We start from the raw sequence: 25,483 nt of genomic DNA on the forward strand, positions 1-25,483 counted from the left end.
AGCTCGGTCCAGTTGCTGAGCGGGAAGACGCGGACGTGCTCGCCGGGGGCGTGCCGGCCGTTGTAGAGGTTCCACAGCTCGGGGCGAACGGCTCGCCGCTGCCGGTCAGTTGACGAAGTGCGCCCGGGCGTTGTTGCAGATGTACCAGGGCAGAACACCCCAGTTGGTGGAGCCGGTGTGGTCGTTGCAGGTCCGCACACCGAAGCCATAGGTGATGTTGTAGCCGGAAGGCCGCGCTCCGCCTACGGACGGGTTGTAGTAGATGGTGCGGGTGCGGTCCAGGGCGTTCACGAACAGCGACCCGTCGTTGTTGCCGATCGCCTGACCCGAACCGGTGCCGGATCCGACGTACCGGTCGAGATTGAGGTCCCAGGCGTTGCCGCGGAAGTAGCTGATCACTCCCCCGTCCTTGTTCCAGTTACCGCTCCAGCCGTAGCACATCACTTCGTCGCTGGGGCATCCCGCGCCGTCCGTCGCGCCGGCGCTGCCCGACGACGCGAAGAGCGCCGCCACCGCCGCGGACGCCACCGCGAGCGCTTGCAAAGACCGCATCTTCCCCACTGGTTCTCCTCCTGCTCCTGCTTGCTCGGTGAACTCGCAAGGAACCTAGAGGGCCTCGCCCTGGAGCAGTCCCTGACAGATGTCAGGAAGACCCGCCCTTCCCCTTCGACGCCTCCGACGAGACCAACGAACAGGACCAGATCCGCCGTTCGCCGACGTCGGGCCGCGCCCCGAGGCCGGGCACTGGGGGATGTCCGGTCGGTCGATCATGGCCTTCGTATCCGGGGACCGGCGAGCCGCAGGGGGGCGGCGCAGGGCCGGGCGGTTCTGCTCGGCGGTCAGGCGGGAACGCCGGCCCGGTCCAGGACAGCGGCCATCTCGTCCTCGGGGAGCGCCGGGTTGGCACCCGCGCTGGAGGCCAGTTCAGGGACATGAAGCGCCTCGCGGAGCCGGTGGAACGGGAGGCGCGGGTCTCCGACCGCCGCCTGGCGTGTCCAGACCGCAGGGTCATGGCTGAGCCGTTCGATCAGCGTGGGTGTGGCGGCCGGGTCCCGGACGGCCAGCCGACGGTAGGTGCCGTCCGGGTGGTCCGCGTAGCGCGCGGCGAGACCCTCGCGGGGAAAGCGGGGGTGCGTCTCCGCCATCCAGGCGGAGAACGTGCCACCGAGCCGCGCGTACACACGCATCAGGACCTCCTCCGGGGTGTCGGGGTGGTGCACACTCAAGAGGTCCTCCACCAGCGGCTCCTCGGTGCGGGCGAGCAGGCGCACGAGGTCGGGCGGCAGGTGGGGGCTCTGGGCGGCGGTGCGCCGGAGCAGCGGGTGGGCGGAGGTCGCGGCCCGTCGCAGCACCTCGGGGTCGGCGAGCCCGTCCCGTACCCACTCCACGTCCCCCCTGGCGAGGGCCCCCACGGTGAAGTCGATCGACATGCGTCGTGTCTCGTCCAGTTCCGGTCTCAGGGAGACCGCGAGCCGTACGGCCTCGTCGGAGTCGACGGCGAGCCGCTCCACAAGGTCGGTGGGCAGCGACGGGTTCTCGGCGAGGGCGGCCAGGTGCCTCCGCTCGGCGATGCACCGTTCGGCGTCGGCGCGGTGGAGGAGCCCACGGCGCAGCACCTCGGCGACGGACTTCGGATCGTGCAGGAGTCCGGCGGTGATGCGTGCGTCCCGTCGGCACTCCCACAGTGCGGCGGCCCGCCGCACCTCGGGGTCGGGGTCGGCCAGCAGCGCCGACCGCTCGCCCGGCGGCAGCTCCTCCCATGCGCGCGCCGCGCTCCGGCGCGCCGCCGGATCGCGGTGCGTGGCCAGCAAGGCCACGAACGACGGCACCAGATGGGGCGAGTCCAGCAGGGCCGCCCGTACGGATGGGTCGGGGTCGTCGAGCAGGCGGGCGCACACGTCGTGCGGCAGCGGCGCGACCGTCGTACGCGGGTCGCGCCACTCGGGTCCGTACGCGAGAGCGGCCCGCACCTTCGGGGAAGGGTCGTCCACCAGCCGGGCCCGCTGCGCGGGCTCGGCCCTGGTGCTCATCGCGAAGTCGATCCGAGCGCCCGGGTCCGGGTGAGCCAGGATCACCGCGACGGCCGGCTCGGGAAGTCCAGCCCGCTGGAGGGCGTGACGGGGCGGGCCGTCACCGCCGCCGTCGAAGACGAGCAAGCGCAGCAGCAACGGTGTCGGCAGCGCCGGGTTGCGGGCGACTCCGTCCAGCGCGGACGCGTGGAACGCGACCATGATTCCCCTACTTCTGTGTCTCCGCCGGCTGGTCCGCGACCATGATCCCCCTAGGCCGTGTCTTCAAATGATCTTAAGTAGTGGATCAGGGTTGGGTGATACATCACCATGAACTGTGCGATGCGCGGAAGGAGTTCGTCCGGCCACTGCTGCCGGTGTCGCTGCGGGGCCGGAGACGGCTGGACGACCGCACGGTGCTCAACGGGATCGTGGGGAAGTTGCGTACCGGAACGGCATGGCGGGACGTGCCCGAGCGGTACGGCCCGTGGGCCACGCTGCACACCCGCTTTCGCCGGTGGGCTCTCGACGGCACGTTCGAGCGCATGCTCCGGGCCGCCCAGGGCGGACGCGGTCGGGAACATCGACTGGCTCGTGTCGGTCGGCTCCACCATTGTCCGTGCCCACCAGCATGCCGCCGGGGCCCGGAAAGGGGGGGCCTGCTGTCCCGACCTCGGACGCTCCCGTGGTGGTCTGACCAGCGAGATTCACCCCCGCCTGCGATGCCGCGGCTCGATTCCGTAGGGAGTCAAACAGAGGCCGGGGGCCCGTTCCGGCAGTTTCGCGGGCAGCATGTGCGCTCGGTTGCCCCCCTCCCCCGGCACTGGCCGTCGCGTCTACCGGAGCTCGTCGCGGCGGGGCGGTGTCCGGGTGGTGGCCTCGGCGCCGCCGCAGTCCCGGGCCTCGGCCGCGCCCGGCGCGGGCGTTGTGGGCGCGCGGGCCGGACCGCTGTTCGTGATCTTGGCCGTACGACCGCCTGGCAGCAGTTTCAGGGCGAGGACGCCCGCCAGGAGGATCAACGCGGCCTGGACGTCCAGGGCCGGGAGGGTGCCGATCACTCCGCTCAGCAGGCCGGCCGCGAGCATGCCCAGGGCCTGCAGGCCGTCGGACAGGCCGAGGACGGAGGCCATCACCCGGCCGCGGACCGGCAGGGGCGAGGACTCCTGGATGAGGGAGAGCCACGCCGCGGCGAGCCACACCGCGGGGACGCCCGCGGCGGTGAACAGCGCCACGTAGATGCCGAGGCCGGCGGAGGTCACCGTCAGGTTCCAGGTGAGCGCGCTGACCGTGCCGAAGACGAGGACGCCGACACTCAGCAGGCGTGGCGCCCCGAGCCGCCGGGTCAACAGGCCGGCGGTCGCGGTCCCGGCGAAACCTCCCACGGCTTGCACACCCCGCAGCAGGCCCGCCTGGGCGTCACCGCCGTCGATCAGATCGGTGACGAAGAGGAGGAAGAGGACCACGAACATGCCCTGGGCGACGGCCAGTAGCGCCACGCAGACGAAAGTGCCCCGCAGTGTCGGGACATCGCGCAGGGTGCGCAGGCCCTCACCGATGCCGGACCAGAACCGGGCGCCCCCGCCGCTCTCCCGGCACACTGCGGTGCCCTTGGGGATCGTCCACGCCAGGGCGGCGGCGACGAGGAAGGCGGCCGAACCGAATCCGAGAACGTAGGGCAGTCCCGCCGCGCTCAGCAGGAGGCCGCCGAGCGGGCTGCCGATCAGCCGGCCGAGCGACACGTTCAGTCCGATCGCGGCATTGGCGCTGACCAGTTGCTCCTCGGCCACGATGGTCGACAGGGTGACGTTCTTGACCGACTCGAACGCCACCGTGAGGGCCGCCTCGGCCCCGGTGACGAGGTACACCAGCCACAGGTCGCCGGGGTCTTCGACCAGCAGCAGGACGGGCAGCAGCGCCGCCTGCGCGACGCTCACCAGGACCAGGAAGCGGCGTTGGTCCCAGCGGTCGACGAGCGCGCCGACGACCGGCGCGACGACCAGGCTCGGCAGCAGTCCCAGCATGGCCACGACGGACGTGATCAGGGCGGAGCGGGTCAGTTGCAGCACGTAGAGCGGCAGCGCCAGTTGGAGGACCCATTTGCCCGTCTCGGACAGCAGCCCGGAGATCCACAGCCGGGCGAAGGGGGCCTCCCGCAGCGGGTGCCGTACGGCTATGGCGGGGCCCGTCACACGGTTCGCCCCGCCGCGTCCAGCCTCGGGAAGAGGCGCAGTCCCGCGTAGGCCAGCACGGCGTCCTCGGGTGGGTCTTCGCGCACGGTGGCCAGGTAGGGCCGCAGCAGTGTGTCGATCTTCTCCGCCAGTTCCCGCGCCTCCTGCGGGGTGGTCCGCAGGACGTAGTTGTCCAGGCGGGCGGTGGCGAGCCACTGCGGGTCAAGGGTGTCGCGACGGGCCAGGAAACGCCGGGTGAGCTGGTCCTCCTCCGTGAGGCCCGCCACGATCAGGGCGTCCTGTTCGGCCATGGTGGCGGGGTCCGCGCTCATCGCGCCGAAGTCCAGTCCGACCTGGGCCGCGCGCCACGGGCGTTCGCGCTGGTCGGACGCCTCAGTCGGTTCGACCAGGCCGTACTGCGCCAGGTGCCGCAGGTGCCAGCTGATGTTGGAGGCACTGGACCCGACCTCGGCCGCGCACTCACTGGCGGTGCGCGGCCCGACCGCCATCAGGTACTGCAGCAGCGCCAGCCGCAGCGGGTGGGCCAGGGCACGCAGCTGCCGGGAGTCCTTGATCTGCCGCCGCGGGGGCGGGGCCTGTCCGTCGACCATCTGAAAGACTCCTTTCGAAAGAGTCCTTTCATTCTTGCTCGCGGAGCGGGAGGTGTCCAGAGGCGGGAGGCGGAGCGGGTCACTCCACTGGGCGGCCGGTGTACGCGTCCAGGAGGACGCGCTCGCCGAGCGGCCGGTCGAGTCCCACCGTCATTTCAATGCCGCGCGACTCGCCGACGCGGTCGCCGTCCGTCGTTCCGGTCACGCGGGGCGGGCGGACAGCACCACGCTGCCGTCCGCCTCCGGAGCGTCCCCCGATCAATCGCCACACCCGGCGGCTCGCCGGGGACTCGGGTGACCCGGACGCGGGTGAGACGTCCGTCGTCGATGTACAGCCGACCGGCGACGGGGAACAACTCACCAACCGCGCGGGGGCGTTGCCCTTTCCCCGGATGAGTTCCGTCCTGCTTCGAGCACGGGCCTGCACGAGCCGAGTGCGCCGCAGCGCTGCCCACTTCGCAGGAACGCCCAAGACGATGCCCGCTTCCAGGCTGGAACCGGAGTGCAAGCCGAGGGAGGCTACTCGGGCTCTTCCCGTGGAACCGCGCGGCTGTTGATCGCGTCGGCGATGGCGTAGGCGGTGTGGACGAAAGACTCCGCCTGCTGCGCCGACAGGTTCCGCGCGGAGGTCTCCTCCAAGTCCCGCCACATGGCTGCCAAGGGCTCACGCATGGCACGGCCCTTGTCGGTGAGGTGGACCACCATGACGCGCCGGTCGTGTGCGGCCGGCTCACGGATGAGCAGGCCGGCGTCCTGCATGCGGCGTAGCGACTTGGAGACGGTGGAGTGGTCCAGGCCGACGCTTTCGAGCAGCTCGGACTGGGTCTGGCCGTCCCGGTCCAGGAGGTGCATCAGCAGCAGTTCCTGTCCGGGATGCAGGTCCATCTCGCGGAGCATGGCGGCGGCGCGGGCACGGTGAGCGCGGGCGAGCTGGAAGATCGCGTAGCTCATCGGTCCCTCGTCGGCCGTAGTGGGGACGCGGGGTGCGGGGGCGGGCATGATGCGGTTCCTCAGACGGTGTGGGTGGGGTAGTCGGTGTAGCCGGCCACTCCGCCGCCGTAGAAGGTCGCCGGGTCGGGGGTGTTCAGCGGCACGTCAGAGCGTAGCCGCTCCACCAGGTCCGGGTTGGCCAGTGCGAGGGTGCCGACGGAGACAAGGTCCGCCGTGCCGTTGTCGATGTCCTCGGCGCGGGTGGGCAGGTCGCTGCCGGCCCGGTTGAGGATCAGCGTGGTCGGCCACAGCGCGCGCAGGGTTCCCAGCAGCTCCTCGTCGCCCGCGTGGAGGATGTGGAGGTAGGCCAGGCGGAGCGGGCCGAGGGCGCGCACGAGTGCCGGATACAGCTCGGCGGTGTCGGACTCGGCGATGTCGTTGTAGGAGTTGCCGGGGGAGATACGGATGCCGGTGCGCTCGGCGCCGATCTCGTCGGCCACGGCTGCGGCGACCTCGACGGCGAAGCGGATGCGGCCCTCGATCGAGCCGCCGTAGCCATCGGTGCGCTGGTTGGTGTTGTCGGACAGGAACTGGTGCACCAGGTAGCCGTTGGCGCCGTGGATCTCCACGCCGTCGGCCCCGGCCGCGACGGCGGCCGCTGCGGCGCGGCGGAAGTCCTCGACGGTCGCCGCGACCTCCTGCGTCGACAGAGCACGGGGTACCGGCATCTCCTGGGGCCCGGAAGCGGTGAACATCGCGCCCTGTGGGCGGATCGCCGAGGGGGCGACCGGCCGGCGCCCGTGGGGGGTGTTGTCGGGGTGGGCGATGCGTCCGGTGTGCATCAACTGGATGACGATCCGGCCGTCGGCCTCGTGCACGGCGTCGGTGACCTTGCGCCACCCGGCGATCTGCTCGTCATTGTGGATGCCGGGGGTCAGGAGGTAGCCCTGGCCGTCGGCGGAGGGCTGGGTTCCCTCGGTGATGATGAGCGCGTGCGAGGCCCGCTGGGCGTAGTACTCGGCGTTCAGCTCGGTCGGTACGCCTTCAGGCGTGGAACGGTCACGGGTCATCGGGGCCATGACCAGGCGGTGCGGCAGGGAGATGTCACCGACGGTGGTCGGTGACCACAGGGAATGCAGCATGTGTGGTCCTTCGGTGCGGTGGTGAACAGGTGGCCATCGGGATGGCGGCGCGTGCGGCGGGTGCGGCGGGTGCGGCGGGTGCGGCGGGTGCGGTGGGCGGGGGTGCTCAGTCGACGGTGAGGACGAGCTTGCCCCGCACGTGCCCGGCGTCGCTGACCTGCTGGGCTGTGGCGGCCTGGTCGAGCGGGTAGGCGGTGACGGTGGTGACGAGCTTGCCGGTCGCGGCGTCCTGGGCCAGGGCGGCCAGGCGGGCGGCCGAGCGTTCCTGGGACCCCTGGGAGAAGGTGATGCCCAGCTGCCGTGCACCGAAGTCGGCGATGGTGACGATGCGCTCGGTGCCGCCCCGCAGGGTGATGGAATCCTCCAAGGCCCCCTTCCCGGCCAGGTCGAACACCGCGTCCACGCCGTCGGGGGCCAGCGCGTGCACCCGCTCGACCAGGCCCTCGCCGTACACGGTCGCGGTGGCGCCCAGCGAGATGAGGTAGTCCTGGTTGGAGGGGCCCGCGGTGGCAATCACGCGTGCTCCGCGGGCCGTGGCGAGCTGGACCGCCACAGTGCCGACCGCTCCGGACGCGCCGTGCATCAGCACGGTCTCCCCGGCGGCGACCCCCAGCAGGTTCAGGACCCGCTCAGCCGTCTCGCCCGCCACCGGCAGCGCGACCGCGTGCCGCCAGTCGAGGCCGGCGGGCTTGGGAACCACGGTGGTGGCCAGCGCGTACTGGGCGTACGAGCCGGTGTCCGACCAACCCAGCACCTCATCGCCCACCTGCACGTCCCTCACGCCCTCCCCCAGGGCATCGACCACGCCGGCGAGCTCCCCACCGGGGACGGCGGGGAGGGTCGTCGGGCGGACGGCCTCCAGCATCCCGGAGCGGATCTTGCCGTCCAGCGCGTTCAGCCCGGCCGCCTTGACGCGGACGCGGATCTGGCCGGGACCGGGCTGCGGGACGTCGATGTCCGCCTCGCGCAGCACCTCCGTGCCCCCGAAACGGTCGAACAGGATGGCTCTCACGACAACTCTCCTCACGCGCCACCATCGATTGGTGGCTAGACACATAACCTAGCAGCGAATCTGTGGCTAGCCAAGTATTTCGATGGACTCCAGCGCGAGGCGCAAGTTCCCGGCAACCCCGCCCCACGTCAGCCGCTGTCGTCGCCGCGCCGGACACGCGAGCGCGGGAGATGGACCGCTGGATGACCCGCCGAGTTCCGCATCCCGGACATCCGACGGTCCAGGTCCTGCTGTTCGTACCTCACCAGAGGGGGTCTGACCGACGTACGCGGTCGATGTGCTCAGGCGGCCGGGGAACACGCAAGGCCTGTCCACGCTGTGCGTGGACAGGCCTTGATCGAGCGCTGGGCAGGCCTTGCACCTGCATTTCCCCGCAGGAAGCGGGGCGTCTTTCCTTGGACCACCAACGCATCACCGGTCGGGTTGAGTTACGACGACCAGCGCAAGATCCACTATATCCCACTGGCGTCCGCCGCCCGCCCTTGCTTCCCTGCCGGTCGGCTGTGAGGCGGGGAGGAAGGTGGCCCGGACACCGTCCGGGGGAAGGCCCGCCGGTAGGCGCTCGGTGACACGCCGATCTGCTTGAGGAAGTGGTGGCGCAGGTTGTTCGCCGTGCCGAGGCCGCTCAGCTCCCCGACCTTCTCGATGGGCAGGTCCGTCGCTTCCAGCAGGCTCTGGGCCCGTGCCAGGCGCTGGTTGAGGAGCCACCGGAGCGGAGTGGTCCCGGTGGCTGCCTGCAGTCGCCGGTGCAGGGTCCGCGGGCTCATCGCTGCGCGCTGCGCCAGGTCCTCGACCGTCAGGGGCTGGTCCAGGTGCGCACGGGCCCAGTCCAGTACCGGTCCCAGGCTTCTGTCGTCGGTGGCGGGCACGGACAGGTCGATGAACTGCGCCTGGCCGCCCGGCCGGTGGGCGGGCACCACCATCCGGCGGGCCAGCTGGTTGGCGACGTGCGCGCCCAGGTCACGGCGTACCAGATGGAGGCAGAGGTCGAGCCCGGCGGTCAGCCCGGCGCTGGTGAGTACGTCGCCGTCGTCCACGTACAGCACCGAGTCGTCAACGCGTACCTTCGGGTAGCGCTCGGCCAGTTGAGCGGTGTGCATCCAATGAGCGGTGGCGCGCCGTCCGTCGAGCAGCCCCGCCTCGGCGAGCGCGAAGGCTCCGGTGCACAAGGAGACCATGCGGGCGCCCGCGTCGTAGGCGTGGCGCAGGGCCGTGATCAGTGCCCGCGGCAGCGGTCTGCCCTCGTCGACGCACGGGTCGGGGACCGAGGGCACGATGACCGTGTCGGCACCGACGAGATCGTCGAGTCCGTAGCGGGTCCACAGGGACAGCCCGGCCCCGGCCGGAGAACTGTCCTGCCGGCGCTCCCCCGTTCCGCACAGCCGCAGGTCGTACCAGGGGTCGGCCAGGTCCGGCTGCGGCTTCCCGAAGACGGTGCACGGGATGCTCAGTTCGTACAGATCCCACGAGGGGACTTCGACGTCCTCGGTCACGACCACGGCGACGGAACCAGGATTCATGCCGTGAAGCGTATGGCAGGAATTTGGTGCTCGCCGTCACCAGCGTCACTGTTCCCGGCCGCCGCGCACTGCGATCTTGGCCTTACGTGACCAACCCGCCGCAGGCGGACCTACAGGGAGTTGTGGCATGCATTCTGATCACCCGGCGGCAACCGTCATGGGACTGGGCTCCATGGGCTCGGCGTTGGCCGCCGTGCTGCTGGAGCGGGCCTACGAGACCACCGTGTGGAACCGCTCGGCGCACAAAGCCCGTTCCCTGGTCGACCGGGGCGCCCGCCTGGCCGCCACACCCGAGGAAGCCGTCGCGGCGAGCCCGCTGATCATCGCCTGCGTACTGGACTACGAGGCGCTGCACACCGTCCTCGACCCCGTCGCCCACTCTCTCGCGGGCAAGGTGCTGGTCAACCTCACCTCCGGCTCGCCCGAGCAGGCAGGCCAGACCGCCGCATGGGCCCGGTCGCACGGCGCCGACTACCTGGACGGCGCGATCATGACCACCCCGCCGGGAGTCGGCAGTTCGGAGATGATGTTCCTCTACAGCGGTTCCGACACCGCCTTCGAAACCCACCGTCCCACTTTGGCGTCCCTGGGCGACCCCCTGTATCTGGGCGCCGATCCGGGCCTAGCCTCCCTCTACGACGCCGCCCTGCTCGGCCTGATGTGGTCCACCATGACCGGCTGGCTGCACGGCACCGCGCTGGTCGGCGCCGACCAGACACCGGCCACCGCCTTCACCCCGGTCGCGATCCGCTGGCTGACCGCCGTGGCCGGCTTCCTGACCACCTACGCACCCCAGGTGGACGCCGGCCGCTACCCGGGCGACGACGCCACCGTCGACGTGCAGATCGCGGCCATCGACCATCTCATCCACGCCGCCGCGTCCCGCGGCATCGACAACGCCCTGCCCCGACTCCTGAAGTCCGCCATGCAACGGGCCAGGGCCGCAGGCCACGGCTCGGACAGCTACGCGAGCCTGATCGAGGTCCTGAGGAACCCGGCAGCCGCCGGATGACCGCGACGCCCGCGACCGTCATCCGACCCGCGCCGGGCCCGGCGACCGCCGCTGCCACCGCGCTCTGAACGGACCGAAGGGTCCGGCGCTGACCGGACCGCAGCGGTCCGGCTGTAATGCCCTGGACGGACCGAAGCGGTCCAGACTCCTGCCCGCTGGCCCAGCCGAGGTCGCGGGCCGGCCGGGCCTGACCGGCGAGGTCTTCCCGCTGCACAGCGAACTCGCGGAGAGCGCCGTACTGGGCGAGCTGTTCGCAAAGATTCCGGCCAGCGCCCGCGCCGTCCTGGTGCCGCACCGTCCTGGTGCCGCACCGGCTCGCATGACCGCCCGCGCGCCCGGCGGGCACCGCACAGCCGGTGCCCGCCTCTCCGGTCCGCCTTCGGTACCGGTTCTCACCGGTTCTCACCGGGCGCGCCGGCGCCCGGACCGCCCCACGCTTCGGGAGAAGGTGGACGCCCTGTGCCCCTCTGGCTCGGGCTCGCGCCGTCGTCAGCGGACCGCCCGGCGTGATGGCCGTGGCCGCCACCGTCCACGAGGCGGCGCCCGCACACGGGTCGCCCTGGACGTCGGCGGGCACGTGGTCATCGTGGCGGGCGCACGGGATTTCGGGCAACGCGGAGGGGGAGCAGCGGCACGATCAGCTCGGCGTGTCCGCGACGTCTGACCGCGGAGGCGACGCAGCACGCCGCTCCCCCGGCCCGCGCCGGCCACGCCCACAGGGCCCATGCCCTGTCTCGCACCTGCGCCGCCGGAGTCGTCTACCGGCCTCCACACCCACCCGCATCCGTCTGACCGCGCAGGAGCCGTCCCGCCAGCAGCGGCACTCCTCGCTCGACACTGCCGGGGGCATCGGCTCCCCCGCGCCCGGGCCGCACGTGGAGTGCCGGCCGTACACCGGCGCCAACGCCCCCTGCTCAGTGGAAGATCAAGGGGATCAGGGCAGGCACCGCGGGGACCAGCAGGTAGAGGATGATGCCGGTCATGGCCTTGCGGGTCGTGACCGGAAGTACCGGATCGGACCAGACTTGCGCAATCGCCGCGTCCCGCTCGTCACTCGGAAGACTGCTCTCGTACAGCGTTGCGACGTGGGTCTTCTTGACGGCCAACGCGGAGTGATAGCCGATCGAGGACGGATAGACGATCACGAGCATGTCGACCAGCATGACCACCAGCACGATGAACACCATCCATGGTTCGGCCGGCAGCCAAACGGTGAAGAGGACCAGCAGGCCGATCAGGTGGGCCAGGGCGGAGCCGTAGGTCCACAGCATGAACTGACGCAGGGGGCGCAGCCCTTGAAAGCCGTCACTGTTGAATCTCATGTTCGGGGTCACCCCGAACTTGAGCGCCTTTGACCGGTGCAGGTAGACGGTGAAGATGACGCCCATGGCCAGTTGCTTGGCCAGGAAGTAGAAGGCGTACGTGCCCGCCGCGCACAAGGCCAGCGCGAGTTCGCGGTGGGTGTCCCAGTTGGCCCACCAGCCCGCGTAGACCTTGGAGCGCCAGACCGTGTCCGGGAGCTGGGTCGGGTTCCACGTCTCCATGAGGCCATGGTCGTTGACGAAGGCGTAGAGCCTGGCTGTGCCGATCGCCATGACGGACATGATGACCACGGAGACGTCTACGCGGCCCAGCCAACGGAACCATGCGTTGACCTGGCAGACCAGACCATCGAGTTGGCGGACCTGGTGGGAGGAACGCTGGAGTTTGCCTTCGTTGCCCTCGTTCATCTGCACGAAGTGCGAGATGGCCAGCACCTGCTGGCAGCAGAAGACGGGCGTGACGAGAACGACCGCCAGTACGATCAGGCCGGCCGGGTCCTGCAGCAGTGACAGGCTGACGCTGCCCACGTCGGCGTTGTCGGAGAACAGGTGGTCCAGAGCCCATCTCCGGCCCGGGTCGGCCGGCGGACCGAGCACGCCGTCGGCATGGGCCAGTGCCAGCAGGGTCACGCCGGAGACCAGACTGATCAGCAGAACCTTGGTCTTGGCCGTCAACGGCCAGTAGAACAACGGGCGAGCCGCCCGCCGAATCGGCCGCGGCACCCTGCGCAGTCGGCGCATCCGGGCGCGGCGATCGACTTGTGCGGGCGATCGGAACACTCCGGCGATGAGTTGCGGTTCCAGAGCCTTGAGTTGTGCCATCCCCGCCCCCGATGCTGACACTACGCGATGGTCCTTCACAGCCGGTGCGACTTGAGCCGCCCGTCCCACGGCAACCGACGACCGTGCGGGCGCGCGCCCCCGCCGGTCACCGCGTCGCCACCGCTCAGTGGCAACGGCACAACTCCGTGCCAGCCAGCGGAAGTCGGCGCGCGGCACATGACAGTTCACCGCCCCGCAGCCCGTATGGCTACCCCGGCGGCCGACCTCACCCACCGCCGATGTCCACCGCTCCCCCGCCGGACGACGGCAGCCGCAGTCGATGGCTGCTCAGCACCCGCTCGCAGCGTCCCTCGCCCATGAAGTCCGGCTCCAGGCCGACGGATGCCACCGTGCGGGAGGACATCCGGCACCGTCTGGAAGACTTCGGGCAACACGGTCCCGCCCCAGCCGTTTCGGGTGCCGTCGGCCAGGCTGCAAGTCCCCCTCCAGTGAGGCGAGTTGCGGCTCCTTGCGCGAGTGAGGAAGCGGGTCCCCCCGGCCCACGTCATGCCCGGCCGTCCCAGCGCCGAGCAACCCCTGAGCGTCCAACAGCCGAACACCTTGGCCGAGTTGCTCCCCTTCCACCTGCTACAGCGCTTCCGGGTACGCGGCTAGTAGGCAGTACGCCCCGCTCGGCGAGGTCACCTGTGCGCTGATACGCAAGGGCGGCGTCCATTCAGGCCGTCGTCGGCGTCGCCATCGTCCTGATCCGGCGCACCCCCGGGACGGGGTAGAACCCCTTCCCCGCGGAGCACACCTCCCACCTTCTGCACTCTGTTCCAGCAGGTGCGGCGGTACCCCTTACTCCTCTTCACCCCCTTCGCATCCTTCGCCGCCAGTGTCGGCATCTCGGCCGCCTCGCTGCGGCCTCCCCCCAGGTCTGGGGTACCACGACCGCCGCGGCAGCAGCCATGTCGTCCGGCACAGGCCGACGCCTCGCCGAACCGCTGGCGTATCGCTCAGCGGGACCTGAGTCCGTCGACGACGACGTCCAGCATGCGGTTCAGTTGGGGGCGCTGCTCGGGTGCGCCGGCTACGGAAAGCAAACCGGCGAGGATGCCGCCTACGTCGGTCGGGTCGATGTCGCTGCGCAGTTCTCCTGCTGTGGCGCCGGCCTCGAGCACCATCGCCAGGATTTGCTGGACCTCGTCACAGACCGGTCCGGTGCCGAAGCGGCCGGAAGCGCTCATGGCGACCAGGGCCTCGCAGATGCCGCGTCGTTCGCCGGCCCAGTCGGCGAATCGGAGCATCCACGCGTGGAGGGCCTGGGCGGGCGGCTCGGTAGCCAGCAGGGTGCGCGCGTCTTCGCGCAAGGGGCGGATCTGGTCCCGGTAGACCTCTTCGACCAGATCCTCTCGGGTGGGGAAGTGCCGGTACAGGGTGGCGTTCCCTACTCCCGCGCGCTTGGCGATCGCATCCAGCGAGATCGGGCGTCCGGAGGCGAAGGCTTCGGCGGCCGTGACGATCAGCTGCTCGCGGTTGCGCTGCGCGTCGGCGCGCAGGGTGCTGCGTGGAGGTGTCATGACCTTCGCGATCGTGAGTGGCGGATGAGGCTCGGGAGCGAATTGGGGATGTCCCCGGTTCAGTGTACGGTGAGACAACCGGGGAGTTCCCCGCTTATGAAGCAGTCTCGCCCGCTGCTTCAGCGACGAAAGGTTTGCCATGCCTACAGCCCTCATCACCGGGGGGACGACCGGGATCGGCAGAGCGACGGCCGAGCTGCTGCACGCCCGCGGCTACCAGGTCGCGGTCACCGGACAGAATCCTGATTCCCTCGCACGGGCACGGTCCGAGCTCCCGGGCAACGTGCTCGTCGTCCGATCCGATGCGCGCGTGCTCTCCGACACCGACGCTCTGATGTCAGCGGTGTCGGCGCGGTTCGGGTCACTGGACCTGCTCTTCCTCAACGCCGGGATATTCCGTCCGGCACCGGTGGCCGATGTGACGGAGACATCGTTCGACGAGCACGCCGACCTCAACTTCAAGGGCCAGTACTTCACCCTCCAAAAAGCCCTTCCCCTCATGAACGACGGCAGCTCGATCGTCCTGACCGTGGGCATCGGATCCCGTCGGGGCAGCCCTGGCGCCACAGTGGGGGCGGCGACACGCGGCGCGCTGTTGGCGATGCTGCCTTCGCTCGCGCTCGAACTGGCTCCGCGCAGAATTCGCGTCAACGCCGTGAGCCCCGGGGCCACCGACACCCCGCTGTTCGACAAGTTGGGAGTGCCCCAGAGCGGCCGGGACGCCATGCGCGCGAAGATCCCCTTCGAGCGCTTCGGATCCAGCCAGGAGGTTGCGGAAGTAGTCGCCTTCCTCGCCTCGGACGCCGCCGGCTATGTCACCGGTCAGGACGTCACTGTGGCCGGCGGCTACGGGCTCGGCGCCTGACCTACGGACACGTGCCGGTCAACCGGCCCGCACTTCTCGAACGCCACGTACCACAACTACAGGAGAACGCGATGCCACTCACTCTCGACACCTACCGGCTGCTGGGCCGTTCCGGACTGCGGGTCTCACCGCTGGCGCTGGGCACGGCAACCTTCGGCAACGACTGGGGCTGGGGCTCCGAGCGCGAGGAGGCGCGCAAGCTCTTCGATCGCTACACCGAGCTCGGCGGCAACTTCTTCGACACCGCCAGCACCTACACCAACGGCAGTTCCGAGCGACTGCTGGGCGAGTTCACCCGCACCAACCGCCCCGAAATGGTGCTGGCGACGAAGTACTCGACGCTGCGCCGGCCCGGTGACCCCAATTCAGGGGGTACGCACCGCAAGAGCATGCTGGCGTCGGTGGAAGCCAGTCTGCGGCAGCTGAACACGGACTACATCGATCTGCTCTATCTGAATGTATGGGACTTCAGGACGCCGGTGGAGGAGATCCTGCGCGGTCTGGACGACCTGGTGAGGCAGGGCAAGGTTCTGTATGTGGGGATCTCCAGCGCCCCTGCCTGGCAGGTGTCGCGCATGCAGGCGATCGCGGACCTGCGTGGCTGGTCGCCGCTGGTCGCACTGGAGATGGAGTACAGCCTGATCGACCGTACCGGGGAGCGTGACCTGATCCCCATGGCACGCGAGATGGGGCTGGGCGTGGTCCCCTTCTCCCCGCTGGGCGGCGGGGTGCTCACCGGCAAGTACAGCAGGGAGGACCAGAACCCGGCGGGCCCGGTCGCCGGCGAAACCGCCAGCAACCGCAGAAGCCTCAACGCCGCCCTGGGATGGGTCACCGACCGTAATCTTGCCATCGCCGATGTGGTGAAGGAGGTGGCCACGGAGCTGGGCCACACACCTGCCCAGGTCGCACTGGCCTGGAACCTGCACTCCCCGGGCGTAACGGCACCCATCATCGGCGCCCGCACCCTCGCGCAACTGGAAGACAACCTGGGCGCTCTTCAGGTCGACCTCGCTCCTTCCCAGCTGGCCCGCCTCGACGAGGTCAGCGCCATCGACCTCGGCAATCCGCACAGCCTGCTCGCCAGCGACCACATCCGCACGGTCACCACAGGCGACATGAAGATCGAAAGCCGCCGTTGATTCGCTTCATGAACCGCGACATCCAGACGTATCACCACGCTTTTGATGACGGAACGGAGCGACCTCGGCATGGGTAGGTACAGCGACAAGAATGTGGTGGTCACGGGTGGCAGCAGCGGCATGGGGCTCGCGGTGGCGGAGCTGCTGGTGCAAGGCGGAGCCCGCGTGGTGATCACCGGCCGGTCTCAGGACAAGCTCGACGCGGCGCGCAAGCGGCTCGGCGAGAATGCCGTGGCCGTCCGGAGCGATGTGGCCTCACTGTCCGACCTGGATACGCTCGCCGACCGTGTGAAGAGCGAGCTCGGCTCGATCGAGGCTCTGTTCGTCAACGCCGGAATATCCGCCCTGACGCCCCTCGAGTCGACGACCGAGGAGGCGTACGACGAACTGTTCGCGATCAACGTCAAGGGCGCCTTCTTCACTCTGCAGAAGCTCGCCCCGCTGCTGAGCACGAACGCCGGCGTCGTCCTCACCACCTCGATCGCGAACGTCATCGGCTTGGTGGACACCAGCGTCTATGCGGCCGGCAAAGCGGCGCTGCGCTCGATGGCCCGCACCTTCTCCCGCGAGCTGCTTCCGCGAGGTATTCGTGTCAATGCGATCAGCCCGGGTCCCATCGACTCGGGGATTCTGGAAACGATGAACCTGTCCAAAGAGGCCGCCGAGCAGTTCAGGGCGGAGCGGACCGCGAGCAACCCCATGGGGCGTTACGGCACGGTCGAGGAGTTCGCCAAGGCGGCCGCATTCCTCGCCTTCGATGCCACGTACACCACCGGCATCGAGCTGGCCGTGGACGGCGGCGAAACCCAGCTCTGAACTCGCCCTGCCGTCCCTCCACGGGCGTAAGGGCCGCTACGGCCGACCGAGATGAACCGGCCGTAGGGGTTCATGTGCGTCCAGAACAGGGGGGACAGCGCCCGCCGGTCCGCGTCGGTGAGCGTGTCGGCCCATTTCGGATCAGCGAGGATCTGCTGCATCAGCAGCGTGGTGACGTGGACCAAGGCGGACTGGAGCAGATGGAGGGCGAGCATGGACACCTCCTGGGACTCCTTGCCCTGCCCGGCCAGGTCACCGTCCTTGCCGTAGAAGAGGTCCTTGTTCGCGCTGTTCCAGTTCTCCACGACCTGGAGGCCCTCGTGGATCTCCTGGTAGGTGGGGTGCTTGGGGTCGCCGCGGGTGAAGCGGCGCAGGACCTGCTCGGCCTCGGCGGTGCCCAGGCGGAGCGCGGTGGTGTACTTCACGATCTGGTCGTACTGCTGGCGGATCAGGACGGTCGCCCCGGGGGCGCTCGTGGGGCTCAGCCCGCGGCGACGGTCCCTCCCTGAATGGGTTGACAGAGCGAAAGTGTGAGTGGTTGACTACTTACATGAAGACCGAGCGCCCCCGCCAGCTGTCCACAGCCGAAGAACGCCGGGAGACGGTCCTGCGCACCGCCATCGGCGCGTTCGCGGCCAAGGGGTACTTCGGCACCACGACCACCGAAGTCGCCAAGGCGGCCGGCATCTCACAGGCGTACGTCTACCGGCTCTTCCCCACCAAGCAGGCGCTGTTCACCGCGGTCGTCGAGCACTGTTTCGTCCGGGTGCGTGCGTCACTGGAGGCTGGTGCCGCGAAGGCGGAGAGCAGCGCTCCGGAGGCGGTGCTCCACTCCATGGGAGACGCCTACGCGCACTTGATCAGCGACAACGACCTGATGCTCGTACAACTGCACGCCCAGGCGGCGGCGGTCTCCGATCCCGCCATCCGGGAGGCCGTGCGGGCGGGATACGCCCGCACCGTGGAGTACGTCCGCGGCGCCTCCGGCGGCAGCGAGCAGCAGGTCCAGGAGTTCTTCGCCGTCGGCATGCTCTGCCACCTGCTCGTCTCCATCGACGCCGCATCCGTGGACGCCCCCTGGACCCGCACACTCGCCGCGGGGATCACGCACTACTGACAGATCCCGGGCCCGGCGGTTGTCCGTTTCCCACCGGACCGGCAGCCGCCCTTCCTCAGGCCTCAATAGTGAGTAATCAACCACACATCCTTCAGTGTCTCCGACGACTTGGTGCGGGGATCCGGCTGGGCGACGGCCGGGCGGAGTGGTGTCGCAACCGCCGGGTGCACACTCCCGCCCTGGACGGCGCCCCCTCCATGACGGGGCACGGCCAAGGCGGACGCCTCCCGGCTGCCCCGTCCTCTACACCGCCGACCCGGCCGCTGAGCTCGTCGCCGGCGTCCGCCTGCCCCGGCGCGTTCCCGCGATGATCCACGACGCCTGGATCCCCGACCAGACCGTCTGACCCGCCACCGGGCCGGCCCTGCCCGGCCCTCCACCAAGCACGACCACCCACACCCACACCCACACCCACACCCACCGAGCCACCGATCCACCGATCCACCGTCGACAAGACAACACTCAAGGAGTTGCCATGCGAGCCACCGAGATCGTTCTTCCCGGAGTGGGCGAGCCGGAGACCCTCCGGATCCGTGTGCGGGACCTGCCCCAGCCAGGTCCCGGCCAGGCCCTCGTCCGTGTCGAGGCCAGCGGTGTGACCTTCGCCGAACAGCAGATGCGCCGCGGCAAGTACTACGACATGCCGAAGTTCCCCTTCGTCCCCGGCTACGACCTGGTCGGCGTCGTCGAGGACCTCGGCGTCCCGCTGCCGGAGGCGAACGGGGTGGCCCTGACACTCGGGCAGCGAGTCGCCGCCCTCACCAAGACGGGCGGCTGGACGGACTACGCCCTTCTCGACGCGGGCGACCTGGTGCCCGTCCCCGACGGTGTCGCCGCGGCCGACGCCGAGACCATGGTCACCAACGGCGCGACGGCATGGCGCATGCTCCACCACACCGCCGAAGTGAAGCCCGGTGACACCATCGTGGTGCACGGGGCCAACGGCGGCGTGGGCAGCGTCCTGGTGCAACTCGCCCGCGCGGGTGGCATCGAGGTCATCGGCACGGCCTCGGCCCGCAACCAGGAGGCGGTCCGCGCGATGGGCGCCGAACCGGTCGACTACCGCGGGGACGTCCTGGCGCGGGTCCGGGAGCTGGCGCCGCAGGGCGTGGCCGCGGTCTTCGACCACATCGGCGGACAGGGCGTCAAGGATTCCTGGCGCATGCTCGCTCCCGGCGGCACCCTCGTCTCCTACGGGAGCGCCGCCACCCGCGACCAGGCCGGCAACGGCATGCTCCCGATCCTCAAGCTCCTGGCCCGCCTCACCCTGTGGAACGTCCTGCCCAACAAGCGCAGCGCCCACTTCTTCAACCTGTGGGCCGGGAAGGCCCGCCACCCCGAGACGTACCGTGCCCGGCTCCGCGCGGACCTCACCCACGTCTTCGAGCTGCTCCGCTCCGGGACCGTGTCGGCCAGGATCGACCGTGTCTATCCGCTCACCCAGGCCGCGGAGGCCCTGCGTCACGCCGAGTCCGGCTCGATCGTGGGCAAGGTCGTCATCGTCCCGGGCGCGACGCCGGTCGAGTGAGTGTGCGGCCCGTTCTCCTCGTCAGCGGCTGGGTGAGCGACTTCCTGCTGCCCGGCGACAGCTTCGGCGACAGCTTCGGCGACAGCTTCGGCGACGAGTGTGGAGTGACACCTGATGCGGGTGGTGGCGACGTCCAGGATGACTGTCAGGTCTTGGTCACCGATGGGTGGCTCCGCCCGGGCCGAGCGGTTCCCCGTGGGCGAGGCGGGATCAGCAGCCGCTGAGGTAGCAGCGGATGGCCGTGCCGTCGGGGCCGGTGTGGATGCGTACGAGGTCGGCGAGGTAGTGCACCAGCATCAGCCCACGGCCGCCGAGCTGGCCCGGTGCGGGTGGGCGACGGCCGGCGAGCGGATCGTCCAGGTGCCCGCGGTCGCGGACCTCGCACACCATCTGGCCGTCGTCGGCCCATACCCGCAGGGTGCCGGATCCCCCGCCGTGCAGCACGCTGTTGGTGGTCAGTTCGGCCACGACCAGGGCCACGTTCTCCAGGCGTACACCGGACAGGCCCAACCGCGCGGCCCGCTCGACCGCGAAGTGGCGGGCGCCCGGCAACCGGTCGGCGTCGAAGGCGAGTTCCTCGGCCGTCGCCGCGTGGTCCAGGGGTTCGTTGTAGCGGGCGATCACCTGCTCGGGCGCGTAGGCGGCGCTGCGCTGCTCCTGGCCGTCGGAGATGACGAGGGGATGGGTCGCGTACGCGTCGGTGAGTATCCGCTCGTCGAGGCGGTCGGCGTCGTACGGGCAGAGAATGGTGACGTCCCGGCCTTGGAACGCCGGGTTGATCAGCGCTTCGTGCTGGACGCACGCCGGGTACTCCACGCTGCTGCGGCCGGCCCAGATCGGCTCACCGATGATCCGCACCCGGGTCCGACGGTGGGCGTCCGCGAAGGCGCGCAGCACCTTGGGGATGATCCGTCCGGGGTTGCGCCCCGCCTCGGTCATGTCGAGGAACTGTACGTCTGCGGCGTCCTCTCCCAGGGTCGCCTTGAGGACCGCCAGATTCGGCCCGGGCACGGCGACCGCCACCGGCTCCCCCGCCTTCAGACCGTCTCGAATGAAGGGCACCGTGCCGTGCAGGTACTCCTGCTCGTCCCGGTAGAACAAGGCGGGATGAAGGAACGGTTCGTCGGTCAGGGCGGTCATCGTGCCACCACCTCGACAGCGGGGAGATCCGGCCAGGAGATGTCCAGCCCGCGCCGCGGAGCGGCAGGCGGCTCTGCCAGCCCGGTCCGTCGCCCCTCCACAAGGCCCTGGGCCGCGACCGCCAGGGCGGAGACGCCGACGACGTCGGTAAAGGTGACCGCGGGAAGTTCCAAGTGGCACGCCTCTTCGTCGCTCGGGTCAAGCTGGTGCAGCTTCTGTTCCCAGGCCAGGTGTGTGACCGGACCGACCTCGCACACCGCGTGCGAGCCTGGCCGGTGCGCCGGCGGGCGCACACCCGAAGCGGCCGTGAACCGGGTCGACGATGCTGTCAGCGCAACCGCCTCCCCTGTCCTGTTCACGCCATCACTCCAGATCACCCCGCCGACTCCGGTTCTCATTATCCCCCACAGGTGAAATCGTGTGAACGCGCCGGTGTGACGGGGCGGCCCGCGCACTCCCCCCGGATGTGCCATACGCCGTCGGCATGTGGACACAGGTGAGGAACAGGGGCGAAGTGACCGGCCCGCAGGGAGCCGAGAGCTCCGGGCAGGTGGCCACCGGTGTCGCGCAGTCCTTAGCCTTGGTGACGGCCGGGCGCTCGCACGGTGCAGGCAGTGGGTACAGGAGGAGGGGCGTTCGCCATGGAGCATCCGGTGGACGTGAAGATCGACCTGGACCGTGATGTGTTCCTGCGGACGCTGGTGCGGGAGCTGGCGACGTCGCTGGAGTCCGTGATCGGCCTGGAGGAGGCTTCCGGTTACATCAGCCTGGTGGGCCAGGCGGTGGGCACCCAGATCGACGAGATGTACCTCAAGGCGCTCGACGCGGACCGGCTGTCCCCGGAGCAGGTCGCGAAGGTCCTGGTCGATCTCAAGCGGCGCATCAAGGGCGATTTCTTCGTCATCGAGCAGGACGCCGGCAAGATCGTCCTCGGCAACCGGGCGTGCCCGTTCGCCGAGAAGGTGCTGGGCCGTGAGTCGATGTGCATGATGACCTCCAACGTCTTCGGGACGATCGCCGCCCGCAACCTCGGCTACGCCGGCGTCGAACTGCAGGAGACCATCGCCCGCGGCGACGCCGGCTGCCGTGTCGTCGTCCACCTGGTTCCCGGCGTCAGCCCGTCGACCGGACGTGAGTACTTCGCCGACGCCGATCTGCCCCTCGGCGGCCCGGGCACCGGTACGGTGCCTGCGTGAGCCTTGGCCTGTTCGAGGCCATCACCAAAACCCTGCCCCACCCCGTCGTACTGTGCGCGGGGGACGGCAGGATCCTGGCGGCCAACCCCGCCGCCACCGCCTCGATCCCCCAGCTGCGAGCCGGTGCCAGCCTGTACGCCCTCACCCATGACGACCCGAGCACGTTACGAGCACATCTGGGCAACTGGCTGCGCAGCGGCAGCCCGCTGCCTGGCGCGCTCGTCATCAAGGACGGCGACGGCAGCAGGACGCGCTTCCGCTGCACCGGGGTACGCGCCACCTGGTGGACGGGTCCCGAGCGCGTGGTGCAACTGCACCTGCACCGCCTGGACCACACCGACCGGTTCGCCGTCCTCAGCCGGCAGGTCAGCGCGCTGAACCGGGAGATCGTCATCCGGCGTACCGCGGAAGCCCAGCGCGAGGAGCTGCTGCTCGCCGAGCAAGCCGCCCGGGCCCGTCTGCAGCGCCTGTACCAGCTGACCGCGGCGCTGGCCTCGTCCGCGACCCTCGCCCAGGTCGCCGAGGCCGTGGCGACGACCGCCGCGCGCGTGCTGGAGGCCGACAGCGTGACGTTGGAGCTGCACTCCCAGCGCCTGGTGCCCACGCTGGAACCAGGTGAGGATCTGCGCGTCCTGACGGAGACCGCGTGGAAGGACCTCGACCAGCCCTGCGACCTCACGCACACCGCGGCCGCGGGAGCGGTCCGGATCGCGCTGGAGGCCGACGGCGTCGTCCTGGGCGCCCTGACCGTGCGTCCCGGGCCGGGCGGGGTGCCGGAGCCGGAGCACCTGACCGCGGTGGGCCAGCAGATCGCCCAGGCGGTGCGCCGCGCGGGGCTGTACGAACACGAACACCGCGTCGCCGAACGCCTCCAGCTCAGCCTCCTGCCCCAACTGCCCGAGGTGGCCGGTCTGGAGGTGGCGACCTGTTACGCGCCCGGCAGCGACATGGTCATGGTCGGCGGCGACTGGTACGACCTCTACCACCTCGACGAGGACCACATCGGCCTGTCGATCGGTGACGTCGCCGGTCACGGCCTGCCCCAGGCGGCCGTCATGGCCCAGGTCATCGCCGCTCTGCGTGGAATCGTCCTGCGCTGCGGCACCCGCCCACAAGCGGTGCTCACCGAGCTGAACGAGTACCTGCACCTGTACCACCGGGGCCAGATGGCCACCGCCGCCTACCTGCTCTACCACCGGCCCACCCGCGCCCTGACCTATGTCAAGGCGGGGCATCCCCCGCCGCTCGTGGTCCGCCCCGACGGCTCCAGCCGCTTCCTCGACGGCCCGGTCTCCCCGCCGGTGGGGCCGGTCCCCGGCGCCCAGTACCGGCAGGGCCACACCGTCCTGGCCGAAGGCGAGGCGGTCCTGCTGTACACCGACGGACTCGTCGAACGCCGCAGGGAACGCCTGGACGTCGGCCTGGAACGCCTCACCGAGACAGCCCGCCGGGGCGTCGGCCTGAACGTGCGCGACCTGTGCGAGCTGTTCCTCAACCACCAGCCCGGCGCCGACTACCCCGACGACCGTGCCCTGCTCCTCGCCCGTCCGGACCCGCCCGGTAAGGCCGCCCGCGCGTCCTGCGACGCGTAGGGCCCCGCGGGGCGGGCCGGGCGAGTGCGTTTGCGGTCCGGGAAGCTCATGTCCGGATGCGGCGGGCGGCGGGTGGCGGGCGGGCGCTGGACGCTGTTCCCGGCAGGTCCTCTCCCCCGTGTGTTCCGAGTCGTTACCTACCGGGCCGGGCTGGAATCCGCGCCTCTGTGGTGCAGTCGAACAGTGGTCTGGTGGCAGAGAATCCGGAGCGGTATCCACAGGCGTCGGCGATCCGGCAGGCGCCGCAGCACATCTGAGGACGCCGGGAGGCGCCGGCCCTCGCGGCTGGCGGACGCCGCGCTCGCGCTGCTGTTCGTGGCAGCCGATGCCGTGGCCCTCGCGGGAGTGGTCCTGCTGATGTTCCTGCTCGAGATGTCGCACTCGGGCCCGTCGGTGAATCCGCCGACGACCAGCCAGGGCGTGCCGTTCGTTCATCTGGCCCTGGTCTGGTTCCTCCCCGGTGCGCTCGGCGTGTCGTCCTACGTCCACGCCCGGTTACGCATGCCCATCACCAGTGTCGTACAAGGACTGTTCTTCGTCATCGGCACAGTCCTCGCCATCGGAGCGACGAGCAAGCTGCTGTCCCTCAACTGATGTGCGGGACATGCCGCGGCTGTCGCGCCGGTCACCCGTGACGGGATCACGCTGGTGCACGCTCGGCTACGGCAATCGGCGCCTGCCTGCGCGCACGGGTCCGCTCGCGTCGCAGCAGGGGCCGTTCGACGAGGACGTACGAGGCGAGGGCCGCCGCCACCGTCGCCGCGGCGCCGGCGGGGAGCAGCCAGCCGCCGCGCACGCCGAGGTCGGAGAGCAGCCGGATGACGGGGTAGTGCCACAGGTACATCCCGTAGCTGAGGTTGCGTCCGACCCATGCCGGCGCGGACACGGACAGCAGACGGGAAGGCCACGACCGCGGGCACAGGTCCAGCGCGGCCACCACCGTGGCCGACAGGACGGCGGCGGCGAGCATCCCGACCGTGAACCACACGGGGTTCCACCCGCTCGCCTCGGTGATCGGGATCTGCCAGGCGATCAGCCCCAGCAGCGCGAGCGCGGGCCAGCAGAGCCGTCCCGCCCATCGCCGCAGCAGCTCCAGCCGTGGGTCGTCGGCCCGCAGGCGCGCCAGGACGACGGCCAGCAGGGCCCCGACGAGGAGCTGGTCGGCGCGGGTGTCCGGGCCGTTGTAGATGCGGTGCGCCGCCGTGGGGTCCCAGAGCACGATCCGCCAGAGCACCGGCAGCACGCACAGCGCGGCGACCCAGCCCAGCACCGTCCGCGCGGACGCGCGCCGCAACAGCACCAGCAACAGAAGGGGCCACGCAAGGTAGAACTGTTCCTCGACCCCCAGCGACCAGGTGTGGCTCAGTGGCGCGGTGAGGTCCGAGTACGGCCCGGCTTCCCCGGCCCGAACGAGATTGACCACCGACACCGCGGCCAGTCCGGCCGTCACCCAGGCACCGTCGAACAGCGGCAGCGGAAGCGCCAAGGACAGCAGGGCGGTGACCGCGCACATGGTCAGCATGGCCGGTCCCAGCCGCAGCCACCGCCGCCGGTAGAACGACCTCAGGCCGATACGACCGGTACGGGCGTACTCGGCGACCAGCAGCCGGGTGATGACGAAACCGCTGAGCGTGAAGAAGACGTCCACGGCCACGGAGCCGCCGGGCACCAGGTCCGGCTCGACGTGGTACACGATCACCAGCACCACCGCGACCGTCCGCAATCCGTCCAGTCCCGCCACCCGCCCACCACGCAGTGCCGACGGAAAACCCCGCCCGCCGTGTCTGCGTGGCTGAGCCGACGCGGGGACGAGCAGCGGCGCCGCTCGCACGCCCGCGCTCTGCTGCTCCGTGACCTCGTCTGCCGTGCTCCGAGTGGGGGTGCTCCGAGTGGGGGTGCTCATACCAGCGGCGTCTGCCCTGGCCCAGCGGGGATCACACCATTCCTCACGTACCTCACACGTTCAGCACCCTTGCCGGCCCGCGAAGTCCGGCGGCGTGGCAGGTGCTCCCGGCA

At 70.4% G+C, this 25,483-nt stretch carries 25 protein-coding genes and 2 pseudogenes; 10 read left to right on the forward strand and 17 right to left on the reverse strand.

What is annotated here, in order from left to right; translation table 11 throughout:
* The 3 genes and pseudogenes from ACWD0J_RS32990 to ACWD0J_RS33000 all read right to left on the reverse strand — a co-directional run.
* Window positions 1–95, reverse strand: a pseudogene (locus ACWD0J_RS32990) (sulfate adenylyltransferase subunit CysD); the annotation flags it as partial.
* A 10-nt stretch (window positions 96–105) separates the two neighbouring features.
* Window positions 106–552: a hypothetical protein gene (locus tag ACWD0J_RS32995; RefSeq protein ID WP_451499532.1), complete on the reverse strand. Its 447-nt coding sequence runs from the start codon at window positions 550–552 to the stop codon at window positions 106–108.
* 287 nt (window positions 553–839) lie between these two features.
* On the reverse strand, window positions 840–2,231 hold the full coding sequence (locus ACWD0J_RS33000; RefSeq protein WP_451499533.1) for a Mucin-2: 1,392 nt from the start codon (window positions 2,229–2,231) through the stop codon (window positions 840–842).
* 146 nt (window positions 2,232–2,377) lie between these two features.
* Between ACWD0J_RS33000 and ACWD0J_RS33005 the strand changes: the two are divergent.
* Window positions 2,378–2,720 (forward strand): annotated as a pseudogene (locus tag ACWD0J_RS33005) (IS5 family transposase); the annotation flags it as partial.
* Window positions 2,721–2,845: 125 nt separating this feature from the next.
* Here ACWD0J_RS33005 and ACWD0J_RS33010 read toward each other — a convergent pair.
* From ACWD0J_RS33010 to ACWD0J_RS33040, 7 genes are all read right to left on the reverse strand, one after another.
* The gene (locus ACWD0J_RS33010) at window positions 2,846–4,198 is read right to left on the reverse strand and encodes an MFS transporter (RefSeq protein ID WP_451499534.1); all 1,353 of its coding nucleotides are present in this window, start codon (window positions 4,196–4,198) and stop codon (window positions 2,846–2,848) included.
* Window positions 4,195–4,788, reverse strand: coding sequence for an ArsR/SmtB family transcription factor (locus ACWD0J_RS33015; RefSeq protein ID WP_451499535.1), 594 nt, complete (start codon window positions 4,786–4,788; stop codon window positions 4,195–4,197). Before ACWD0J_RS33015 ends, ACWD0J_RS33010 begins: the two co-directional genes overlap by 4 nt.
* 79 nt (window positions 4,789–4,867) lie before the next feature.
* Complete coding sequence (locus ACWD0J_RS33020) at window positions 4,868–4,993, reverse strand: hypothetical protein (RefSeq protein ID WP_451499536.1); 126 nt, start codon at window positions 4,991–4,993, stop codon at window positions 4,868–4,870.
* Between the two features lie 314 nt (window positions 4,994–5,307).
* Complete coding sequence (locus tag ACWD0J_RS33025) at window positions 5,308–5,787, reverse strand: MarR family winged helix-turn-helix transcriptional regulator (RefSeq protein ID WP_451499537.1); 480 nt, start codon at window positions 5,785–5,787, stop codon at window positions 5,308–5,310.
* Window positions 5,788–5,798: 11 nt separating this feature from the next.
* Window positions 5,799–6,860 (reverse strand): alkene reductase, encoded by a 1,062-nt coding sequence (locus tag ACWD0J_RS33030; protein WP_451499538.1) that lies wholly within the window; start codon window positions 6,858–6,860, stop codon window positions 5,799–5,801.
* A 106-nt stretch (window positions 6,861–6,966) separates the two neighbouring features.
* Window positions 6,967–7,872: an NADP-dependent oxidoreductase gene (locus tag ACWD0J_RS33035; protein WP_451499539.1), complete on the reverse strand. Its 906-nt coding sequence runs from the start codon at window positions 7,870–7,872 to the stop codon at window positions 6,967–6,969.
* Between the two features lie 452 nt (window positions 7,873–8,324).
* Window positions 8,325–9,371 carry a GlxA family transcriptional regulator gene (locus tag ACWD0J_RS33040; protein ID WP_451499564.1) on the reverse strand — a complete coding sequence of 349 codons (1,047 nt, stop codon included), beginning with the start codon at window positions 9,369–9,371 and terminating at the stop codon, window positions 8,325–8,327.
* Between the two features lie 148 nt (window positions 9,372–9,519).
* Here ACWD0J_RS33040 and ACWD0J_RS33045 point away from each other — a divergent pair, with 148 nt between their 5' ends.
* Window positions 9,520–10,404: an NAD(P)-dependent oxidoreductase gene (locus tag ACWD0J_RS33045; RefSeq protein ID WP_451499540.1), complete on the forward strand. Its 885-nt coding sequence runs from the start codon at window positions 9,520–9,522 to the stop codon at window positions 10,402–10,404.
* A gap of 914 nt (window positions 10,405–11,318) precedes the next feature.
* Here ACWD0J_RS33045 and ACWD0J_RS33050 read toward each other — a convergent pair.
* The 3 genes from ACWD0J_RS33050 to ACWD0J_RS33060 form a co-directional block, all read right to left on the reverse strand.
* Complete coding sequence (locus ACWD0J_RS33050) at window positions 11,319–12,548, reverse strand: hypothetical protein (protein ID WP_451499541.1); 1,230 nt, start codon at window positions 12,546–12,548, stop codon at window positions 11,319–11,321.
* Window positions 12,549–12,774: 226 nt separating this feature from the next.
* Window positions 12,775–12,912, reverse strand: coding sequence for a hypothetical protein (locus ACWD0J_RS33055; RefSeq protein WP_451499542.1), 138 nt, complete (start codon window positions 12,910–12,912; stop codon window positions 12,775–12,777).
* 595 nt (window positions 12,913–13,507) lie between these two features.
* A complete protein-coding gene (locus tag ACWD0J_RS33060; protein WP_451499543.1) occupies window positions 13,508–14,071 on the reverse strand; it encodes a TetR/AcrR family transcriptional regulator in 564 nt (187 codons plus the stop codon).
* A 139-nt stretch (window positions 14,072–14,210) separates the two neighbouring features.
* Here ACWD0J_RS33060 and ACWD0J_RS33065 point away from each other — a divergent pair, with 139 nt between their 5' ends.
* From ACWD0J_RS33065 to ACWD0J_RS33075, 3 genes are all read left to right on the forward strand, one after another.
* A complete protein-coding gene (locus ACWD0J_RS33065; protein WP_451499544.1) occupies window positions 14,211–14,936 on the forward strand; it encodes an SDR family oxidoreductase in 726 nt (241 codons plus the stop codon).
* Between the two features lie 71 nt (window positions 14,937–15,007).
* Entirely contained in the window at window positions 15,008–16,078 is a 1,071-nt protein-coding gene (locus tag ACWD0J_RS33070; protein ID WP_451499545.1) for an aldo/keto reductase, read from the forward strand.
* A gap of 69 nt (window positions 16,079–16,147) precedes the next feature.
* Complete coding sequence (locus ACWD0J_RS33075; protein WP_451499565.1) at window positions 16,148–16,894, forward strand: SDR family oxidoreductase; 747 nt, start codon at window positions 16,148–16,150, stop codon at window positions 16,892–16,894.
* Here the strand turns inward: ACWD0J_RS33075 and ACWD0J_RS33080 are convergent.
* Window positions 16,786–17,415 (reverse strand): Tn3 family transposase, encoded by a 630-nt coding sequence (locus tag ACWD0J_RS33080; RefSeq protein ID WP_451499566.1) that lies wholly within the window; start codon window positions 17,413–17,415, stop codon window positions 16,786–16,788. The genes ACWD0J_RS33075 and ACWD0J_RS33080 overlap by 109 nt on opposite strands.
* A gap of 29 nt (window positions 17,416–17,444) precedes the next feature.
* Here ACWD0J_RS33080 and ACWD0J_RS33085 point away from each other — a divergent pair, with 29 nt between their 5' ends.
* Both ACWD0J_RS33085 and ACWD0J_RS33090 read left to right on the forward strand, forming a co-directional pair.
* Window positions 17,445–18,011, forward strand: coding sequence for a TetR/AcrR family transcriptional regulator (locus ACWD0J_RS33085; protein WP_451499546.1), 567 nt, complete (start codon window positions 17,445–17,447; stop codon window positions 18,009–18,011).
* A 475-nt stretch (window positions 18,012–18,486) separates the two neighbouring features.
* Window positions 18,487–19,539, forward strand: coding sequence for a medium chain dehydrogenase/reductase family protein (locus tag ACWD0J_RS33090; protein WP_451499547.1), 1,053 nt, complete (start codon window positions 18,487–18,489; stop codon window positions 19,537–19,539).
* Window positions 19,540–19,749: 210 nt separating this feature from the next.
* Here the strand turns inward: ACWD0J_RS33090 and ACWD0J_RS33095 are convergent, their stop codons facing one another.
* The gene (locus ACWD0J_RS33095; RefSeq protein ID WP_451499548.1) at window positions 19,750–20,679 is read right to left on the reverse strand and encodes an anti-sigma factor RsbA family regulatory protein; all 930 of its coding nucleotides are present in this window, start codon (window positions 20,677–20,679) and stop codon (window positions 19,750–19,752) included.
* Window positions 20,676–21,056, reverse strand: a complete 381-nt coding sequence (locus ACWD0J_RS33100) for a hypothetical protein (protein ID WP_451499549.1) — start codon at window positions 21,054–21,056, stop codon at window positions 20,676–20,678. The genes ACWD0J_RS33095 and ACWD0J_RS33100 overlap by 4 nt, the downstream gene beginning before the upstream one ends.
* 264 nt (window positions 21,057–21,320) lie before the next feature.
* Between ACWD0J_RS33100 and ACWD0J_RS33105 the strand changes: the two genes are divergently transcribed.
* The 3 genes from ACWD0J_RS33105 to ACWD0J_RS33115 all read left to right on the forward strand — a co-directional run bounded on the left by ACWD0J_RS33105 (window position 21,321) and on the right by ACWD0J_RS33115 (window position 24,061).
* Window positions 21,321–21,875: a methanogen output domain 1-containing protein gene (locus ACWD0J_RS33105; protein WP_451499550.1), complete on the forward strand. Its 555-nt coding sequence runs from the start codon at window positions 21,321–21,323 to the stop codon at window positions 21,873–21,875.
* On the forward strand, window positions 21,872–23,467 hold the full coding sequence (locus ACWD0J_RS33110) for a SpoIIE family protein phosphatase (RefSeq protein WP_451499551.1): 1,596 nt from the start codon (window positions 21,872–21,874) through the stop codon (window positions 23,465–23,467). Before ACWD0J_RS33105 ends, ACWD0J_RS33110 begins: the two co-directional genes overlap by 4 nt.
* A gap of 315 nt (window positions 23,468–23,782) precedes the next feature.
* A complete protein-coding gene (locus ACWD0J_RS33115) occupies window positions 23,783–24,061 on the forward strand; it encodes a hypothetical protein (protein ID WP_451499552.1) in 279 nt (92 codons plus the stop codon).
* Between the two features lie 46 nt (window positions 24,062–24,107).
* Here ACWD0J_RS33115 and ACWD0J_RS33120 read toward each other — a convergent pair whose 3' ends face one another.
* Window positions 24,108–25,208 carry an acyltransferase family protein gene (locus ACWD0J_RS33120; RefSeq protein ID WP_451499553.1) on the reverse strand — a complete coding sequence of 367 codons (1,101 nt, stop codon included), beginning with the start codon at window positions 25,206–25,208 and terminating at the stop codon, window positions 24,108–24,110.
* Window positions 25,209–25,483 lie beyond the last annotated feature (275 nt).

The organism is Streptomyces sp. NPDC003011 (genome assembly GCF_053591515.1).